Here is a 17,820-nt window from a genome sequence, read left to right as displayed (position 1 = left end):
TTCTGCGGTTTGCGCTTTGCAATAGCCGGCCCTGCGGGCGGGGAAGAATTTGTTTTACATTGCGCGGGTTCTATAGTATACTATTCCTGTTGGTAAATATCGAATCGACAGGAAAGGCAGGAAACCGTCATGGAACGCAGCGATCCGCGCTATCAGGCGTATGTGGAAATATTAAAAGAGGAGCTCATCCCGGCAATGGGCTGCACAGAGCCCATTGCACTGGCTTATGCTGCGGCCCGGGCACGCGAGGTGCTGGGCGCACTGCCCGAGAGCGTGCAGCTGCAGGTGAGCGGCAGCATTATTAAGAATGTGAAGAGCGTCATCGTGCCCAACACCGGCCACCTGAAAGGCATGGAAGCCGCTGTGGCAGCGGGCATCATTGCCGGTTCGGCAGACAGAGAGCTGGAAGTCATCTCCGAGGTCAGCGAGGACAAGAAGGCTGCCATCCGGGATTATCTGCAGACGGTGCCCATTTCCATCCAGCACATCGAGCAGGGGCATGTGTTCGATATCATCGTTACCGAGCGCAGCGGGGATTCCTACGCAAAGGTGCGCATTGCGGATTTTCACACCAACATCTGCCTGATCGAAAAGAATGGCCGGGTGCTCTACGAAAAGCCGCTGCTGAACGAGGAGGCCCGGCGGGACAGCCGGGCCGACCGCAGCCTGCTGAACATGAAGGACATCTGGGACTTTGCCGAGACGGCCGACCTGCAGGATGTGGCGGACCTGCTGGAACGCCAGATCCGCTATAACAACGCCATTGCAGAGGAGGGCCTTCTGGGCGACTATGGCGCGAACATCGGCCGGGTGCTGCTTTCTACCTATGGCAACGATGTGTCTATCCGGGCCAAGGCCAAGGCGGCCGCCGGTTCGGATGCCCGCATGAACGGCTGTGAGCTGCCGGTCATCATCAACTCCGGCAGCGGCAATCAGGGCATCACCTGCTCGGTGCCGCTCATTGAATATGCCAAGGAGCTGCACAGCGGCAAGGAAAAGCTTTACCGTGCCCTCATCATTTCCAATCTGGTGGCCATCCACGAAAAGACCGGCATCGGTACCCTGTCCGCCTACTGCGGCGCAGTCAGCGCCGGTGCGGGCGCTGGCGCGGGCATCGTATATCTGTGCGGCGACGGCTATCAGGCCGCCATCCATACGGTGGTCAATGCGCTGGCCATCGTGTCCGGCATCGTGTGCGACGGCGCAAAGGCCTCCTGTGCGGCAAAGATCGCATCCTCGGTGGACGCGGCCTTGCTTGGCTACAACATGTACAAGTGCCATCAGGAGTTCAAGGGCGGCGACGGCATCGTAATGAAGGACATCGAGACCACCATCAAGGGCATCGGCCGTCTGGGCAAGGACGGCATGAAGGAGACCAATGAGGAGATCATCCGGCTGATGATCGAATGAAGAAAAGTGTATGGATCACATGAAAATGTTAGCAAAAAGATGAAATATCATAATTTGCGGTGAAAGATATAAGTATACTTTAATCTTTTGTTGACAAAATAGAAAAAATACCTTATGATAAATGCGAGGTGAGCAAAATGTCTGTGGCAACAAAGGAACAGATCCTGAAGGTTTTAAAGGCGTATAATCCCTGGTGGGGCACAGGCGTGGTAAACCCTGGCTTTACCAAGACATATCGTCGGTTTGCTTACTATGAGGCGATGAAGCGGTTGGAGCAGAAGGACCTGCGGCGGACGATCGTTCTGACGGGTACCCGCCGGGTTGGCAAGACGACGATCCAATATCAGATGATCGACCGATTGCTGAAAAAAGGTGTCCCGCCGCAGAAGATCTTGTTTGTTTCGATGGACCACCCGATGCTGAAGCTGAGCGGTCTGAACGATCTGCTGGAATGCTATCACAGCAATGTGTATGCGGAACAGGATTGCTATTACTTTTTTGACGAGATCCAGTATGCCAGTGATTGGGATAAGTGGATGAAGACGATTTATGACATGCAGCCGGAAACAAAAATGGTTGCAACAGGCTCGGCAAGTCCTGCATTGATGAAAGGAAGCTCAGAGAGCGGTGCTGGACGCTGGAGCGTGATCCAGGTGCCGACGTTGTCTTTTTATGAGTACTGTGCCCTGATCGGTGCAAGAGTCCCGGAGCTGGGGCCGGAGATCCGCCCAACGGCCTTTTTGCATATGGCACAGCAGGAACGAACGGCCGTTATGATAAAGCTGGAAGAAGTGCAGAATTACTTTATGCGATATCTGCGCGTGGGTGGATTTCCGGAGCTTGCACTTGCATCCGATGACTTGATGGCGCAGCAGATCATGCGGGAAGATGTTGTAGACAAGGTGCTGAAACGGGATCTCCCGGCACTTTACAAGATTCGGAGTGCAACAGAGCTGGAACGCATTTTTCTGTATTTATGCAATGTGTCGTCCGAGATCGTCTCGTTTTCTGCGATTGCGAACGATCTTGGCGGAGTGAGTCGCCCGACTGTGGAAAATTATGTGAATTATCTGGAAAGCGCGAATCTGATCTATCAAAGCTGGCCAGTAGAAATGGGTGGCCATAAAATTCTAAAGGCAAAGCCCAAAATTTATATTGCAGATGCAGCGATCCGCAACGCAGTGCTGATGGATGACGACGTTCTGACGAATCCGATCGAATTGGGAAAGATGGTAGAAACTGCAGTGTATAAGCATGTGGCAGCATTTTACTACCAACAGGCAACACGGGTCGGATATTATCGCGGTGGAAAAAAAGACAAGGAAATTGACGTGGTGGTTGATTATCCCAACATCAAAAAGATCCTGATCGAAGTAAAATACCGTGAACAGGCCCCCGTGCCGGATGATTCGATGATTTGCGAACTGAGTGATGAAGCAAGCGCGGCCATTGTGGTGACCAAGCGCCCGGATGATTACGGAACACATCGTGCGCCAAATGGCAAAGAACTGATCCGCATTCCGGCCTTTGCCTTCTTGTATTTGCTGGGCAATGCAGAGCGGTATGGCTACCGCGGCAAAGATTGATTTCAAGAAAAAAAACACATTGGCAAGCCCGCACGGTGTTTCCGTGCGGGCCCTTTTGTGCGAAAAGGCACAGCACGTGAAAAAATCATACAAATCCTTCTTTATTTTGTCATAACTCTTCCGTATAATAAGAAATGGAATACTTTGCTGCTCTGCCCGCCCGGCGGGCATCCGATAAAATGGGAGGAGATCATTATGGCCAACGAAAAGATCCTCGTTGTGGACGACGATACCAATATCTGCGAACTGCTGCGGCTGTACCTGACCAAGGAGGGCTATCAGGTCACGGTGGCAAACGATGGCGAAGAAGGTCTGGAAAAGTTCAATCAGGTCAAGCCCGATATGGTGCTGCTGGATGTGATGATGCCCAAGATGGACGGGCTGGAGGTCTGCCGCCGCATCCGCAAGGCGGGCAACACCCCGGTGATGATGCTCACGGCCAAGGGCGAGACCTTTGATAAGGTGCTGGGCTTGGAGCTGGGTGCAGACGATTACATGGTGAAGCCCTTTGACGCCAAGGAAGTGGTGGCCCGCATCAAGGCGGTGCTGCGCCGCTGCCAGACCACCACTGCCGCTGCCGAGAGCACCGAGGGCGTGATCGAATTCGACAACCTGCGTCTGGACATGAACAGCTATGAGCTGCGGGTCAAGGGCAAGGTGGTGGAGGCTCCCCCCAAGGAGCTGGAACTGCTGAATTGTCTGGCCTCCCATCCGAACCGCGTCTACACCCGCGACCAGCTGCTGGACGAGGTGTGGGGCTTTGAGTATTACGGCGACAGCCGCACCATTGATGTGCATGTCAAGCGCCTGCGCGAGAAGCTGGCCGGTGCTTCCGACAAATGGGAGCTGAAGACCGTATGGGGCGTGGGCTATAAGTTCGAGGTGCGTCAGTAATGCGCAAAAGTATCTCGGTGGCGTTCTTCTCGCTGGTGTCCACCCTGATGGTGCTGGGCATCGTGCTGATGGGAGCTTCGGAGTGGGTGCTGTTCAAGAACTACTTTGCCAAGGACCGCTACGAAACACTGGATCAGGTGGTGGGTGTCACCCAGCGCACGGCCCAGTATCTGGTCCAGCAGGCGGAGCTGCCGGAAGGCGATGAGCTGGACGCACTGAGCACCAAGCTGGAGATCATCGGCGAGAGCGCAGAGGCCTATCTGTTCTTTACCGACAACGACGGCCGGGTGATGATCGCCTCCAGCCCGGACAAGCTGGAGAGCCTGACCGTGCCGGAAGAAATGATGGAGAAGATCGACGCTTCCGATGCGGACTACTACCATGTGTTCGGCACGCTGGGCGGCATGCTGGACGGGAAAAGCTACATCACGGTCAGCGAAATGCGCAATGAGAACGGCCAGCCCAGCGGTTACCTGTTCCTGTGCTCTTCCGGCGAGCAGCTGACCCAGTTCAAGCAGCAGTTCTGGTCCAACTTCCTGCTGTCGGCCTGTGTGATGCTGCTGTGTGCCAGCATCCTGACCAAGATCCTGATGCGCCAGCTCACCGACCCGCTGCAGAAGGTGACGGATGCCGCCCAGCGCTTTGGCGGCGGTGATCTTTCCGTCCGTGTGGAGGGGGTGGAAGGCGAAGGCGAGGCAGCCGACCTTGCCCGCACCTTCAACCGCATGGCAGACAACATCCAGATGAACGACAACTCCCGCGGTCAGTTCATGGGCAACATCGCCCACGAGCTGCGCACCCCCATGACCACCATCAAGGGCTTTGTGGACGGCATTCTGGACGGCACCATCCCGCCGGATATGCAGAACCACTACCTGCAGCTAGTCAGTGAGGAAACGGGCCGTCTGGCACGGCTCATCCAGAACATGCTGGATCTTTCCAAGCTGGAAAGCGGCGAATATCAGGTGAATGCCCGGATGTTCAACATCTGGGAGACCATCACCGGCGTGGCGCTCTCGGCAGAGCAGCGCATCAACGACGGCATGATCGACATCGACGGCCTGACCATGGACGAAAAGGTGCTGGTCTATGCCGACCCCGACCTGATCCATCAGGTGGTGTATAACCTGCTGGACAACGCCATCAAGTTTACGCCTGCGGGCGGCACCATCCGCTTCGGGGTGGAAAAGCTTGGCCCGGAAGCCGAGATCTCCATCTGGAATTCCGGTCAGGGCATCAGCCCGGAAGCGCTGCCCTACGTGTTCCAGCGGTTCTACAAGGAGGACCGCTCCCGCGGCCTGCACGCCCGGGGCGCGGGTCTGGGCCTGAACATCTGCAAGGTGCTGGTGAACCTTTCCGGCGGGCAGATCCGGGTGGAGAGCCAGCAGGGCGAGTGGTGCCGGTTCGTGTTCACCCTGCCCACGGTGGCCCCGAACCCCGGCGGCATGAAGCGCCTGCCGGACGAAGCCGGCGGTGAACCCACCGTGGAAGACCCTGCAAGCATGAAGCCCGTAGAATGAACTTCCAGCCAGACTGCCCCGGACCCGGGGCGGTCTGGCTGTTTTGGCGTGGGGAAACCTTGCCGCCGATGAAACTCCCCCAGTCATCTCGCTGCGCTCAATGCCAGCCCCCTCTGGGATGGGGCCCTTGGCATGGCGGTAAAGCTTCCGGTTAAAGTGCAAATCTTCCGGGCATGCCAGAGGCTCCCTCTCCGAGGGAGCTGGCAAAGCCGTCAGGCTTTGACTGAGGAAGTTTACTTCGCAAATGGACAGATCTTTCCAAATACGTCATTTCCGTGAAAAAGCCATTGGCGGGTTTGATTTTTTGCTCGTTTTCATGTAAACTAAAAGATAACCATGCCCATGCTGTTTTTGCGGTTTGAAACCGCCAGTGCAATGGGACAAATGGGAATAAGAATTTATAAAATAACGGAGCGTAAAGATAGAATATGGCAATCGTAAGTCCTTCGATCCTTTCCGCTGATTTTGGAAAACTGGGTGCAGACTGCCGCATGGTGCTGGATGCCGGTGCACAGATGCTGCATTACGACGTGATGGACGGCCACTTTGTGCCCAACATCAGCTTTGGCGTGCCGGTGCTCAAGAGCCTGCACAAAAATCTGCCGGATGCCTTTTATGATGTGCACCTGATGATCAGCCATCCGCTGCAGTATGCGGAAGCCTTTATCAAAGCCGGTGCCACCCTGTACAACTTCCACCTTGAGTGCGAGGACGATATTCAGGCCACCATCGATGCCGTCCGGGCGCTGGGCTGCAAGGTGGGGCTGACCATCAAGCCCGGCACCGAGCCGCAGGCGCTGGCACCGTATCTTGACCAGCTGGATCTTGTGCTGGTGATGAGCGTGGAGCCCGGCTTCGGCGGGCAGAAGTTCATGCCCTCGGCGCTGGACAAGCTGCGCTGGCTCAAGGCAGAGCGCGAAGCGCGCGGCGCACACTATCTGCTGGAAGTGGACGGCGGCGTGGACAATGCCACCGCGCCCCAGTGCGTGGAAGCGGGCGCTGATATTCTGGTGGCGGGCAGTGCAGTGTTCGGCGCAGCAGACCCTGCTGCAGCCGTGCAGCACCTCGTCAGCCTTTGAAAGGATAACCATTTATGGATGAATCTTTGATCCGGGAGCAGGAGGCACAGCTCCAGAAGACCGGCCGCTACTATAAGCATATCTGCTTTATGGCGGTGCCGGTGCTGTGCATGGCCTGTTTTCTGTACGGTGTGCGCCCGCTGCTGCTGTGCGGCATTGCGGTGCTTACCGGCAACCTGTGCGACCGTCTCGTTTCGCTGCTGCGCCGCCGCGTGTATCAGGGCAGTGACTTTTCCAACGAGAGCTTTGCGCTCGTCATTGCCCTGCTGATGCCGGTGACGGTGGATATCTATGTTCTGATCGCCGCAGTGCTTGCCGGTGTGCTGATCGGCAAGGAGATCTTTGGCGGCTACGGCAGCTACCCCTTCAACCCGGCTGCTGTGGGCTATGTGGTGGCGGCAGTGTCATGGCCGGAACAGGTGTTCCGCTATCCGCAGCCCTACACCAGCATCCCCCTGTGGGATGCCTCCATGGTGCCGGTCTCCAGCGCCATTGAGGACACCCTGCGCAGCGGCGGCATGCTGAACATCGGCTCGCTGGCGCTGGGTCTGGGCGAATATGCTGCTCCCATGGGCACTGGCGCTGCGCTGGTGATCCTTGCCTGCGGCCTGTTTTTGTGGACCCAGAAGGATGCCCACATGTCTGCATCGATCAGCTTTCTTGTGACCTGTGTGGTCATTGCGTTCTTCTTCCCGCGGCAGGCGGGCCTTGCCGACAGCGCCGTGCTGTCAAATATCCTGCCCCGCCTGCAGTGTGTGCGGGATGAGCTGCTGACTGGCGCGATCCTGTTCAGCGCGGTGTTTCTGATCAACGAGCCTTACACCTGCGTGCACCACCGCATGGGCCGTGTGCTGTACGGCGTGCTGGTGGGTGTTGTGAGCATGGGCTTCCGCTACTATGGCGTGTACGAGACCGGTGTGTGCTTTGCACTGCTGGCGGTCAACAGTGTGTCGGCATGGATCGACCGCACCGAGGCAAAGCTGTATCACCTGACCCATCTGCAGGCAGATGCCGGAAAGGAGGCAGCACAATGAGACGCGCAACGGCTGAACTGATCGTAAAAGATCCCAACAAGTTTGCCCACCACGACCGTGTGTTCCTGAATAACCCGGTGGTCATGCAGGGCATGGGCCTTGCCCCGCTGGTGGTGCTTGCCACCAGCGGCCAGAATGCGGTGATGCTGGCGGTGGCGGTGGCGCTGCTGCTGGTGCCCTCCCGCGTGCTGGCCTGTCTGCTGAGCCGCCTTGTGCCTCTGCACGACGAGGACCCCGCCCCGGAAACGCTGCAGAAAAAGCTGCTGCCCCGTGCACTGGTGTACGGCTTCAGCACGGCGGTGGTGTATCTGGCGGTGTATCCCATCCTGAATATGCTGTTCAGCACCAGCCTGCTGAGCCTTGGCATCTACCTGCCCATGCTCACGGTGGAGCCGCTGCTGACCTACCGCTTTGGCCGCGTGCAGGAAACGGTGCGCAAGGCTGTCTCCAAGGGCCTGCGCATCACGGTGGGCTATGCTTTGCTGCTGGTGCTGCTGGGCTGCGTCCGTGAATGGCTGGCCGCAGGCACCATGTTCGGTGTGGTTGTCAGCCGCCCGGTGCTGCCCATGGCAAGCATGCCGGCAGGCGGCTTTATCGTGCTGGGCGTGCTGTGCGCCGTATGGCGTGCACTGGCCCAAAAGCGCAAGGCATATCTCACCAAAGAGGCACGCAACCTTGTGGATGTGCATTCCCAGAAGGAGGCGGACCGCGAACAATGAGAGATGTTGTAACAACGAGCGCAGTGTTCTTCAGCTATGCACTGCTGGCGGTGTTCGCGCAGAACGCCGTCTTTACCCGTGCACTGGGCGTTTCGCGTCTGGTGCAGCTGGTGGGCGATGACCGCACCAGCAGCTGGCTGTTTGGTATGCAGCTGTGCATCACGCAGGTGCTGGTAACGCCCTTTGCGTGGTATGCCGGCAGCCGGATCGCGCCGCTGGCAAACCGTGCCCAGCTGCGCCCGCTGGTGTATATTGCCAGCATTGCCGTGGTGTGCGTTCTGGAGCACGCCGTGCTGTGGCTGGCGAAGGGCCTGCCGCACCGCAGCGCATTGCTGCGCATCGTGCCGCTGGCGGGCCTGAACAGCTGTGTGCTGGGCACTGTACTGGTGGAGCGCACCCAGAGCTTTACGCTGGGGCAGAGCCTTGGCTTTGGCCTTGGCAGCGGCCTTGGCTATGTGCTGGCGGTGCTGCTGGTAACGGAAGCCCGCCACCGCCTGCGCAGCAAGGCCATCCCGGAAGCATTCCGCGGCCTGCCCATCACGCTGGTGTATATCGGCGTGCTGGCACTGGCAATCTATGGTTTCACCGGACATTCTGTGATCCTGTAACATTGGCAGGGAGGAGAATCGACAATGGCAAAGTATAAACGTCAGAAGGTCAAGCGCTACCGCCGCAGCTTCTACAGCCGCGGTACACGCATCAAAAAAGGCATCGGCATCGTGGTGCTGGTGCTGGCGGTGCTGGGCGCAGCCTGGCTGGCAGCACCCCACGTGCTGGACTGGGCTACCCACACCTGGTATACTGTGGTGAAGAACCGTGATCTGGAAGCTGAATCGGCATCCCGCGCAGCCGCCTCGTCCGAAGCAGCTGCATCCTCGGCGGTACAGGAAGCGGCTTCGTCCCAGCCGGAGCCGGAACAGCCCAAGGAGCTGGACGGCAAGGCCATTACCGGCGGCAGCTGGGCCGCAGTGGATGTGAGCACCCTTGCCGATGATGCGGCCATCCGTGCAGCGGCGCAGCAGCTCAAGGCGCAGGGAGCGGATTACGGCCTTGTGACCCTGAAAACACCGGATGGCAGCATCTGCTACGCTTCGCAGGTGCCGGCTGCCGCCCAGAGCATTGCCGACACCACCGTGGACCCGGCCCGCATCGCGGCCATCTTCCGGGAAGAGGGCGTGATCCCTGTGGCCCAGCTTGCAGCCTTCAAGGACCCCATCTCCTCCCGCACCGACCGCAGCATGGCCATCCACTACGGCGACGGCCTGTGGCTGGACGCCCAGAAGGACGGCAATGCATGGCTGAATCCCTACTCCGCTGCGGCAGTGGAATATGTAGGCGATCTGGTAGCCGAGGTGCAGGGCATGGGCTTTGAGCAGGTAGTCCTGACCAATGTCCAGTTCCCGAAGCTCAGCCGCAAACAGGACTACGGCGAAACCAGCGGCGTTTCCCGCGCGGATCAGCTCAAGGCGGATATCGCCGCCCTGCAGAGCCGCTTTGCGGGCAGCATGACCCTGTGGTTCAGCTACACGCTGGATCAGTGCAATACCAACAGCGTGTCGCTGGATGTGCCCGCTGTGACGCTGGGCATGGACAACCTGCTGGTGACGGCAGACAAGGCGATGGACGCCGACAGCCGCACCGCACTGCAGCAGTCTGCCGCCGGACAGGGCGTGCAGCATCTGGTGCTGCACAGCGCCGACATTTTCCAGTAACGTCTCTGGTTTTATAAGAGGGAGGAATCTGCTATGAATACCAAATCCTGCTTTGCACCGGCCCACATCCTTCTGCCTTCGGAGCAGATCCCACTGGAAAAGTGGGGCTGCATTGCCTGCGATCAGTTCACCAGTGACCGGGATTACTGGCAGAAAGCCGAGGCTGCCGCGGCAGGCAGCCCAAGCACCCTGAACATGATCCTGCCGGAGGTCTATCTGGAGGACGGCGATGCCGATGCACGCATTGAGAAGATCCATGCCACCATGGATGACTATGCCCGGAACGTGCTGACCCGCGCGGTGGACGGCTTTGTTTACGTGGAGCGCACCGAGCAGAGCGGCAAGGTGCGGCAGGGCCTTGTGGGCATGGTGGATCTGGAAGCCTACAGCTACCGCCGGGGCGAGAAATGTACGGTGCGTCCCAGCGAAAGCACCGTGGAAAGCCGCATCCCGCCCCGCATGAAGGTGCGCACCGGTGCCGCGCTGGAAACGCCCCACATCATGATGTTGGCGGACGACCCCGGCTGCACCCTCATCGAGCCGGTGGCGGCGCATAAAGCCGAACTGCCCAAGGTATACGAGGGCGAGCTGATGCTGAACGGCGGCCACATTGCGGGCTGGGCTGTGGAAGACCCTGCCCTCATTGCGCAGATCGAAGATGCGCTGGCTGTGCTGGGCAGTCAGGAAGAATTCGACAAAAAGTATCCGGATGCCACCCGCCGCGACCCGCTGACGCTGGCCGTGGGCGACGGCAACCACTCGCTGGCCACTGCAAAGGCCTGCTGGGAGGAGCTGAAAAAGACACTCACACCGGAGCAGGCAGCAAACCATCCGGCCCGCTGGTGTCTGGCCGAGGTGTGCAATGTGCACTCGCCTGCGATCGAGATCGAGCCGATCCACCGCGTGCTGTTCAATGTGGACTGCGCAGCGGTGCTGCTGAGCCTGATCACCTGGAGCGATTCCAATATGGCCGGCTGCAGCTTTGGCGGCAGCAAGCAGCAGCCCTTCACGCTGGCCGGGCCGCACATGTCCAACGTGCTCAGCTTTGAGGACCCGACCGCACCGCTGACCGTGGGTACCATTGACGAATTTATCGAATACTATCTTGAGCACCACAAGGAAGCCCGCGTGGACTATGTGCACGACGAGCCTGCTGTGCGCGCCCTGTGCAAAAAAGGTGCTGTGGCATTCCTGATGCCGCCGTTTGCCAAGAGTGACCTGTTCAAAGGCGTTGTGATGGGCGGCGTGCTGCCGCGCAAGACCTTCAGCATGGGCCACGCAGAAGAAAAGCGGTACTATGTGGAGTGCCGGAAAATTACGGAATAATTATTGGAGAACCATGACATTTAAAGAATTGAATCTGTCCGCCCCGCTTCTGCGCGCTGTGCAGGAGGCAGGCTATGAGACCCCGTCGCCCATTCAGGCGGCGGCGATCCCGCCGGTGCTGTCCGGCCGGGATCTGATGGGCTGCGCCCAGACCGGTACCGGCAAGACGGCTGCTTTTGCGCTGCCCATGCTGGATCGGCTCACGGCCAATGCGCCCCGCAGAAAGGGTGCCATCCGCGCCCTGATCCTGACCCCTACCCGTGAGCTTGCTTTGCAGATCGGCGAAAGTTTTGATGCCTACGGCAAGTATCTCAAGCTGCGCAGCACCGTCATTTTTGGCGGCGTGGGCCAGGCACCGCAGGTGGAAGCGCTGAAAAAGGGCGTGGACATCCTGATCGCCTGCCCGGGACGGCTCAACGACCTGATCGGTCAGGGATTTATCGATCTCTCGAACCTTGAGATCTTTGTGCTGGACGAAGCCGACCGGATGCTGGATATGGGCTTTGTGCACGATGTGAAGAAGGTGATCGCAAAGCTGCCCGGGGAGCGTCAGAACCTGATGTTCAGCGCCACCATGCCCACCGAGATCGAACAGCTGGCCGCAGGCATCCTGCGCAAGCCCGCCTTCGTCAAGGTGGACCCGGTGTCCAGCACCGTGGACCGCATCCAGCAGAGCCTGTACCATGTGGAAAAGGGCAACAAGAAATTCCTGCTGCCCTGGCTCATCAAGAACCTGCAGCCCCCGGTGGTGAATGCGCTGGTGTTCAGCCGCACCAAGCACGGCGCGGATAAAATTGCAAAAGACCTCACCAAGCAGGGCATCCCGGCGGCGGCCATCCATGGCAACAAGAGCCAGACCGCCCGCGTGACCGCGCTGGAAAACTTCAAGGCCGGTAAGACCAAGGTGCTGGTAGCCACCGATATCGCCGCCCGCGGCATCGATATCAGCGAGCTGTCCCATGTGTTCAACTACGACCTGCCCGAGGTACCGGAGACTTACGTGCACCGCATCGGCCGCACGGCCCGCGCCGGTGCCGACGGTACGGCGGTCAGCTTCTGTGCACCTGAGGAGCAGGAGTATCTGGCAGGCATCGAAAAGCTGAACCGCCGCAAAATTCCCGTGGTGAGCGGCCACCCGTGGGACGGCGTGCCCGCGCCGGTGCGCCCGGAGCCGCCGGTGCGCGGCAAAAAGCCCAAGGCAGCCGCCGCTGAACCGGCAGAAAAGCCTGCCGCAAAGCAGCCGAAGCCCGCAAAGGCCGAAGCAAAAAACGCAAAACCTGAAAAAAAGGCTGCACCCGCACCCAAGGTGCAGGCAAAGCCCGCAAAAACCGAAAAAGAGGAACCACTCATGGATGATACCAAGCGTACTACCGGCGGACGCAGCAATGACCGCCGTTCCAATAATAACAGCCGCCCGCGCCGGGAGCAGAATGCTCCTGCCCGCGGCAGCAATGCGCAGCCCAAGTTTGACCCGCATTTTGTGAGCGCCCCGGAGGCCACTCCGCTGCGCCCGGCCAAAAAGACTCCGGCTGCACCCGCCGCCCCGGCCATCCGTACGGCTGCACAGCCTGCACAGCAGTCCGGCGGCAGTCAGGGCCCGCGCGGCCGCCGCAATGAACGCCCGGCCCGCCAGAACAGCCAGCCTGCCGCCCAGAGCCAGAGCGCAGAGCAGGGCCGCGGTGCAAACAACGGCCAGCGCGGCCGTCAGAATGTGTCCCGCAATGCACAGCCTGCACCGGCCCGTGCCCCCAGAGCGGAGAGCAGCCGCCGCGGCCGTGCCGCTGCTGCAAGGGACGAAGACCCGGGCCTTATGCTCATCAGCCGTCGTCCGCCGCAGCAGAAGTTCACGAACTTTGAGGAGTATATGAACGCCCACGGCGGTGCAACTGCACCCATTGAGGACCACAGCGACGAAGTATGAGCAAAAATGAACCGTTTGCCCCATGGCAGTGCCCGCTGTGCGGGGAGAAACTGACCGGCGACAGCACCCTGAAATGCACAAAAGGCCACTGCTTTGACCGCGCCAAGGAGGGCTACTGGCATCTGCTGCCGGTGCAGAGCATGCGCACCAAGGCCCCCGGCGACAGCAAGGAGATGGTGGCCGCCCGCCGTGCGTTCCTGAATGCCGGATACTACGGCATCTTTGGCAAAGCGGTGGGTGAGCTGTGCGCAGAGTACGGCCAGCCTGCCAGCCCGGAGGCGGCGCTGCATCTGCTGGATGCAGGCTGCGGCGAGGGCTGGTACGACTGCTGCATCGCGCAGGCGCTTGCCGAAAAAGGCCGCCGGGTGCAGCTGGCGGGTTTTGATATCGCAAAGCCTGCGGTGCGTCTTGCGGCCAAGGCCCTGCCCACGGCACAGTATGCGGTGGCATCCAGTTTCAGCCAGCCGGTGCGCACCGGCTGGGCCGACCTGCTGCTGAACTGCTTTTCGCCCTTTGCACAGGAGGAATTCCTGCGGGTGCTGCGCCCGGGCGGACGGATGATCTATGTGGTGCCCGGTGCCGAACATCTGTACCAGATGAAGGCCGTGCTCTACGAAAAGCCCTATAAAAACCCGGTGCAGCAGATCGCCTATGACGGTTTTGCCGCCATTGGGGAACGGGAAGTGACCGGCCGCGTCACGGTGCCCCACGAACAGCTGGAAGCGCTGTTCGCCATGACACCCTATTACTGGAAAACGCCGCGCGGCGGGGCGGAGCGCCTTGCTGCGCTGTCCCAGCTGGAAACCGATATCTCGTTCCGGTTCCTTGTATTTGAAAAGCTGTAATGATAGCAGTTTGCGTTTTTAATGCACAAGCAACATCCGCAAACTGCATATCGCAAATATGCCGTTTTAATAGGCACTATTTTTGAAACTTGCGATAAAAAGCAGAAACGCTCGTCATGCAGAATTGTGTGACGAGCGCTTTTTTGCTTCAGTTTCTGTCAAAAGCCCCATCCCCGAGGGGGCTTTCGAGCGAATGCGAGACTGGAGGAGTTCCGTGTGATAGGTCGTCCACGAAAAACACCACTGCCCCCACCGCCGGAGGATAGGAGAAGTCCGGCAGGTGAGGGCAGCAGTGCTGTATCAGGATAGAGAGATCGCTTAGTGTTTTTCGCCCTTGGGCAGCAGACCAGCACGCTCCAGGGCCGGACGCAGGGCGAGGTACAGGATGACCGCACACACGGTGGAGGCCACGCTGTTTACAAAGGTGACACCGCCTGCAATTTTGGTCAGCGCCTGTGCCACGGTGTATTCCTGACCAAAGATGTACACATTGCGGAAGTAGCCCAGGAACGGGTCGGTCAGCACGTTCAGCAGCAGGCCGGAACCGGCAGAAACGATCACCTTGACGAGATAGCCGGAGCTGTGCTTGTCGAGGTCGCGCAGCTTGAATGCCTTGTGCGCCACGGCACCGCAGGTGATGCCGATGATGAACTTGAGCACAAAGGTGGTGACGGCATAGCCCGGGTCACCGGCCAGAATATCGGCCAGCGCCAGACCAATGGCACCGGCCAGACCGCCGGACACACCGTCCAGCAGTAGGGCGGTCAGGGCGGTGAAGGTGTTGCCCAGATGGAACGAAGAACCGCCGTAGAACGGCACACGGAAGAACAGATAGGCCACAAGGCTTAAAGCGGCCATGACACCGGTCATGGCCAGCTCCTTGGTGGTGAAGGTGCGCTTGTACAGCACACTTGCAAACAGAATGACGATGACAACGACTGCCAGAAGCAGCCACATTGCAGTAGTAGACATGATTTACTCTCCCTCCAAATTTCCGTTCCCGCGGCACCAAAGCCCCACTGGGGCTTTGATTGCTTCGCAACCACTTACCTACAATCCTACTTGACATTTGGGTGTCCAGCGGGTATGCTCCTATTATACGCAGAACTGACACCATGAAAATACCCAGAATAAAGTTTTTTAATGGGGTCAGTTTGATGCAATACTCAGACAGGAGGGATAATTTATGGTCCATCTGACCACGGCGCTGGATGCTTCTTCTGGCGTGCCGCTGTACGAACAGCTGTACCGCAGCCTTGCCGGAGAGATGCGAAGCGGCACCCTTGCGGCGGGCACCCGGATGCCCGGCAAGCGGCGGCTGGCGGCAGAGCTGTCCGTCTCGGTGAATACGGTGGATGCCGCCTATCAGATGCTGGCGGCGGAAGGGTATCTGGAATCGCGGGAGCGCAGCGGCTTTTATGTACAGGAATATCTGGCCCTGCCGTCCCGGCCTGCCGGCGGGCCGGAACAGCCCGCACCGCCAAAACCGGAACTGCCTGTGCTGCCGGTGCGGTACGACCTTTCCACCCGCGGGGTAGACCCGGAGCTGTTCCCGTTCCGCACATGGGCGCGGCTGCAAAAGGAGCTGCTCTATTCTTCGCCCCAGCTGCTCACCCACGGCGATGCGCAGGGCGACCCGGCCCTGCGGCAGGCGCTGGCGGAATATCTCTCTGAATACCGCGGTGTGCAGTGCGGGCCGCATCAGATCGTGGTGGGCGCGGGATTGGAATATCTGCTGGGCCTGCTGGCACCGCTGCTGCCCGGCCCTGCAGCGGTGGAAACGCCGGGCTACCCCCGTGCTTTGCAGGTGCTGCAGAACAACGGTGTGCACTGCTGCTGCCTGCCGGTGGACGAGGACGGCCTTTCGGTGGAAGCACTGAACCGGTCGGATGCAGCGGTGTGCTACGTCACGCCCAGCCACCAGTTCCCCACAGGCGTTACCATGCCTGCGGGCCGCAGGGCCGAGCTTCTGCACTGGGCAGCCCGCAGGCCGGGCGGGCGGTATATTATAGAAGATGATTACGATTCGGAGTTCCGTTTTGATACCCGGCCTCTGCCCAGCCTGCAGGGCATGGCGGGTGCAGACGGCCCGGTGGTGTACCTCTCCACCTGCTCCCGCAGTCTGGCTCCCAGCATCCGTATCGCCTATATGGTGCTGCCGGAGCATCTTCTGCCTGCATGGCGGAAAAAATACCGCCTGTACTCCGGCACGGTGAGCCGGTTCGAGCAGCAGACGCTGGCCCGCTTTATCACCGAGGGCTACTTCACCCGGCATCTGGCCCGGGAACGTGTGGCCTACAAGGCCCGGCGGGACGCACTGGCGGCAGCATTGAACACTGCCTTTGCTCCCGGTGAGCTGACCCTTGCGGGCCTGCACACCGGCCTGAACCTGCTGGCAAAGCTCAAAGACCCGCCGCCGGATGCTGCGCTGCGCTGCGCGGCGGAAGCCGAAGGCGTGCAGCTGAGCCTGCTGAGCGATTACGACCTGACCGGAGAAGCACCCTCAGCGGCGGGCACGCTGGTGCTGGGTTATGGCTCGCTGAAGGACGAGGCCTGCGCCTCGGTGGGCGAAACATTGAAAAAGGTCTGCATGGCAGCGCGGGAAGCATCCGTGACCGTGTAAGTGCCGCTGGCGGCATTCCACTGGCCGGGCAGGGCCTGCGCCGCCACAGCGGCGCTGTTGTTGGCAAGAAATTCCAGTGTGCGTTCCAAAGCGTCATAGTCCAGCGCGGTCAGGTCGGTGAGCAGGGCCGAACTGCTGGCACGCAAGGCATCCGGCAGGGTGGCGGGCAGCAGGTCCAGATCCTGCCGGAGAAAAGCATCCCACACGGCAGCGCGGGCCGCTGCGGTGCGTACTGGTGAAAAGGCTTCGTCGGCCTGCAACTGGCACAGGAATTCGTGCGCGTCCCCGGCGGAAATGCCCTGCACGGCCCGGCTGCGGCCATAGCGGGCAAGCTCTTCCTCGGTCAGTGCGCCGGTAAAGCCTACCCGCACCGGCCCGTACCGGCTGGCAATGCGCTCCAGCACATCGGGAGAAAAGGCCAGATACCTTGTGCCCTCCGGCAGGGCCAGCACCTGTGCCAGCGCTTCGCGGCAGCGGGCCGGGCCAGCGGCGGCATAGCAGCGGGCAAGGGACGTTTCTTCTTCTGCAAAAGGCACGGTGAGCACGGCAGGCACGCTGAGCAGATGCACGCAGTTCTGGCTGGCGTTCAGGTAGGCCAGCACAAAGCCGGGCTGTTCGCCGGAGACGCACAGCAGCACAGTGAGCTGGTCAGTGGTCTTGGGCAGCTGGATGGGTACACCGCTCTCGCTGCGGGCAGCCTGCCGCAGCTGGGTGCGCAGCTGCTGACGGGACAGCAGCACCGTGCCGCCCACCAGCGGCACCAGCACCAGCAGCGAAGCAAACAGTGCTGCCCAAAAGGGCTTCCAACCTCCACTGCGCATGGGATACACCGCCTTTCCTTTGCATAAAGCTTTGGCCTGCAGGCAAGACTTTATGCAGAAAAGGAGGCGTTTGCAGATGAAAAACAAAAAAGAGACAGCACCGACCACAGAGAAAGAACGGGAGAACTTCTGGCTGGAGATCGGCCCCGCCAGCGCCTATTACGGCACAGATTCTTACGAGACCGCGAAAGAAAATGGCGATGCCAGCCCGGATGGCAAAGCCCGGGGGTTTGAAGGCGCAGAGCCGAAAGAAAAGTAAAATAAATTTATGGCAGCGCTATGATGAGGGAGGACAAAAGTAATACCAAAACAAAATTCATCTGTCGGCAT

At 59.8% G+C, this 17,820-nt stretch carries 16 protein-coding genes; 14 read left to right on the top strand and 2 right to left on the bottom strand.

The window, feature by feature from the left end:
• The first annotated feature begins 129 nt into the window (after positions 1 to 129).
• The 12 genes from J3348_RS12235 (at position 130) to J3348_RS12180 (ending at position 14,046) form a co-directional block, all read left to right on the top strand.
• On the top strand, positions 130 to 1,410 hold the full coding sequence (locus J3348_RS12235; RefSeq protein ID WP_207699074.1) for an L-serine ammonia-lyase, iron-sulfur-dependent, subunit alpha: 1,281 nt from the start codon (positions 130 to 132) through the stop codon (positions 1,408 to 1,410).
• A 143-nt stretch (positions 1,411 to 1,553) separates the two neighbouring features.
• A complete protein-coding gene (locus J3348_RS12230) occupies positions 1,554 to 2,996 on the top strand; it encodes an ATP-binding protein (RefSeq protein ID WP_207666255.1) in 1,443 nt (480 codons plus the stop codon).
• A gap of 195 nt (positions 2,997 to 3,191) precedes the next feature.
• Complete coding sequence (locus tag J3348_RS12225; RefSeq protein WP_005938284.1) at positions 3,192 to 3,890, top strand: response regulator transcription factor; 699 nt, start codon at positions 3,192 to 3,194, stop codon at positions 3,888 to 3,890.
• Complete coding sequence (locus tag J3348_RS12220) at positions 3,890 to 5,410, top strand: HAMP domain-containing sensor histidine kinase (RefSeq protein ID WP_120020658.1); 1,521 nt, start codon at positions 3,890 to 3,892, stop codon at positions 5,408 to 5,410. Before J3348_RS12225 ends, J3348_RS12220 begins: the two co-directional genes overlap by 1 nt.
• Positions 5,411 to 5,838: 428 nt before the next feature.
• Positions 5,839 to 6,489: a ribulose-phosphate 3-epimerase gene (gene rpe / locus J3348_RS12215; protein ID WP_005938290.1), complete on the top strand. Its 651-nt coding sequence runs from the start codon at positions 5,839 to 5,841 to the stop codon at positions 6,487 to 6,489.
• Between the two features lie 14 nt (positions 6,490 to 6,503).
• A complete protein-coding gene (locus tag J3348_RS12210) occupies positions 6,504 to 7,523 on the top strand; it encodes an RnfABCDGE type electron transport complex subunit D (protein ID WP_207699073.1) in 1,020 nt (339 codons plus the stop codon).
• Positions 7,520 to 8,242, top strand: a complete 723-nt coding sequence (locus J3348_RS12205; protein WP_120081332.1) for an Rnf-Nqr domain containing protein — start codon at positions 7,520 to 7,522, stop codon at positions 8,240 to 8,242. Before J3348_RS12210 ends, J3348_RS12205 begins: the two co-directional genes overlap by 4 nt.
• The gene (locus J3348_RS12200) at positions 8,239 to 8,850 is read left to right on the top strand and encodes an Rnf-Nqr domain containing protein (protein ID WP_005938298.1); all 612 of its coding nucleotides are present in this window, start codon (positions 8,239 to 8,241) and stop codon (positions 8,848 to 8,850) included. The genes J3348_RS12205 and J3348_RS12200 overlap by 4 nt, the downstream gene beginning before the upstream one ends.
• 24 nt (positions 8,851 to 8,874) lie before the next feature.
• On the top strand, positions 8,875 to 9,954 hold the full coding sequence (locus J3348_RS12195; RefSeq protein WP_207699072.1) for a putative glycoside hydrolase: 1,080 nt from the start codon (positions 8,875 to 8,877) through the stop codon (positions 9,952 to 9,954).
• A 33-nt stretch (positions 9,955 to 9,987) separates the two neighbouring features.
• On the top strand, positions 9,988 to 11,280 hold the full coding sequence (locus J3348_RS12190) for a DUF1015 domain-containing protein (RefSeq protein ID WP_005938304.1): 1,293 nt from the start codon (positions 9,988 to 9,990) through the stop codon (positions 11,278 to 11,280).
• Positions 11,281 to 11,293: 13 nt separating this feature from the next.
• The gene (locus tag J3348_RS12185) at positions 11,294 to 13,201 is read left to right on the top strand and encodes a DEAD/DEAH box helicase (protein ID WP_207699071.1); all 1,908 of its coding nucleotides are present in this window, start codon (positions 11,294 to 11,296) and stop codon (positions 13,199 to 13,201) included.
• Entirely contained in the window at positions 13,198 to 14,046 is an 849-nt protein-coding gene (locus J3348_RS12180) for a putative RNA methyltransferase (RefSeq protein WP_207699070.1), read from the top strand. The genes J3348_RS12185 and J3348_RS12180 overlap by 4 nt, the downstream gene beginning before the upstream one ends.
• A 318-nt stretch (positions 14,047 to 14,364) precedes the next feature.
• On the opposite strand, the gene J3348_RS12175 is transcribed toward J3348_RS12180, so the two are convergent.
• Positions 14,365 to 15,018 carry an ECF transporter S component gene (locus tag J3348_RS12175; RefSeq protein WP_223388517.1) on the bottom strand — a complete coding sequence of 218 codons (654 nt, stop codon included), beginning with the start codon at positions 15,016 to 15,018 and terminating at the stop codon, positions 14,365 to 14,367.
• Between the two features lie 214 nt (positions 15,019 to 15,232).
• Here J3348_RS12175 and J3348_RS12170 point away from each other — a divergent pair, with 214 nt between their 5' ends.
• Positions 15,233 to 16,669, top strand: a complete 1,437-nt coding sequence (locus J3348_RS12170; RefSeq protein ID WP_207699069.1) for a PLP-dependent aminotransferase family protein — start codon at positions 15,233 to 15,235, stop codon at positions 16,667 to 16,669.
• Here J3348_RS12170 and J3348_RS12165 read toward each other — a convergent pair.
• The gene (locus J3348_RS12165; protein WP_097774157.1) at positions 16,576 to 17,490 is read right to left on the bottom strand and encodes a hypothetical protein; all 915 of its coding nucleotides are present in this window, start codon (positions 17,488 to 17,490) and stop codon (positions 16,576 to 16,578) included. The two genes, J3348_RS12170 and J3348_RS12165, sit on opposite strands and share 94 nt — an antisense overlap.
• A 76-nt stretch (positions 17,491 to 17,566) precedes the next feature.
• Here J3348_RS12165 and J3348_RS12160 point away from each other — a divergent pair, with 76 nt between their 5' ends.
• Positions 17,567 to 17,749: a hypothetical protein gene (locus J3348_RS12160; RefSeq protein WP_044953367.1), complete on the top strand. Its 183-nt coding sequence runs from the start codon at positions 17,567 to 17,569 to the stop codon at positions 17,747 to 17,749.
• The last annotated feature ends 71 nt before the right edge of the window (positions 17,750 to 17,820 follow it).

The organism is Faecalibacterium sp. Marseille-Q4896 (assembly GCF_017377615.1).
GTDB lineage: Bacteria > Bacillota > Clostridia > Oscillospirales > Ruminococcaceae > Faecalibacterium > Faecalibacterium taiwanense.
This window is presented reverse-complemented; position numbering and strand designations above follow the sequence as displayed.

Bases quoted from the DNA above. Each gene is read 5' to 3' on its own strand.
- J3348_RS12235 (WP_207699074.1), top strand. From the start codon at position 130: ATGGAACGCAGCGATCCGCGCTATCAGGCGTATGTGGAAATATTAAAA.
- J3348_RS12225 (WP_005938284.1), top strand. From the start codon at position 3,192: ATGGCCAACGAAAAGATCCTCGTTGTGGACGACGATACCAATATCTGC.
- J3348_RS12220 (WP_120020658.1), top strand. From the start codon at position 3,890: ATGCGCAAAAGTATCTCGGTGGCGTTCTTCTCGCTGGTGTCCACCCTG.
- rpe (WP_005938290.1), top strand. From the start codon at position 5,839: ATGGCAATCGTAAGTCCTTCGATCCTTTCCGCTGATTTTGGAAAACTG.
- J3348_RS12210 (WP_207699073.1), top strand. From the start codon at position 6,504: ATGGATGAATCTTTGATCCGGGAGCAGGAGGCACAGCTCCAGAAGACC.
- J3348_RS12205 (WP_120081332.1), top strand. From the start codon at position 7,520: ATGAGACGCGCAACGGCTGAACTGATCGTAAAAGATCCCAACAAGTTT.
- J3348_RS12200 (WP_005938298.1), top strand. From the start codon at position 8,239: ATGAGAGATGTTGTAACAACGAGCGCAGTGTTCTTCAGCTATGCACTG.
- J3348_RS12195 (WP_207699072.1), top strand. From the start codon at position 8,875: ATGGCAAAGTATAAACGTCAGAAGGTCAAGCGCTACCGCCGCAGCTTC.
- J3348_RS12190 (WP_005938304.1), top strand. From the start codon at position 9,988: ATGAATACCAAATCCTGCTTTGCACCGGCCCACATCCTTCTGCCTTCG.
- J3348_RS12185 (WP_207699071.1), top strand. From the start codon at position 11,294: ATGACATTTAAAGAATTGAATCTGTCCGCCCCGCTTCTGCGCGCTGTG.
- J3348_RS12180 (WP_207699070.1), top strand. From the start codon at position 13,198: ATGAGCAAAAATGAACCGTTTGCCCCATGGCAGTGCCCGCTGTGCGGG.
- J3348_RS12175 (WP_223388517.1), bottom strand. From the start codon at position 15,018: ATGTCTACTACTGCAATGTGGCTGCTTCTGGCAGTCGTTGTCATCGTC.
- J3348_RS12170 (WP_207699069.1), top strand. From the start codon at position 15,233: ATGGTCCATCTGACCACGGCGCTGGATGCTTCTTCTGGCGTGCCGCTG.
- J3348_RS12165 (WP_097774157.1), bottom strand. From the start codon at position 17,490: ATGCGCAGTGGAGGTTGGAAGCCCTTTTGGGCAGCACTGTTTGCTTCG.
- J3348_RS12160 (WP_044953367.1), top strand. From the start codon at position 17,567: ATGAAAAACAAAAAAGAGACAGCACCGACCACAGAGAAAGAACGGGAG.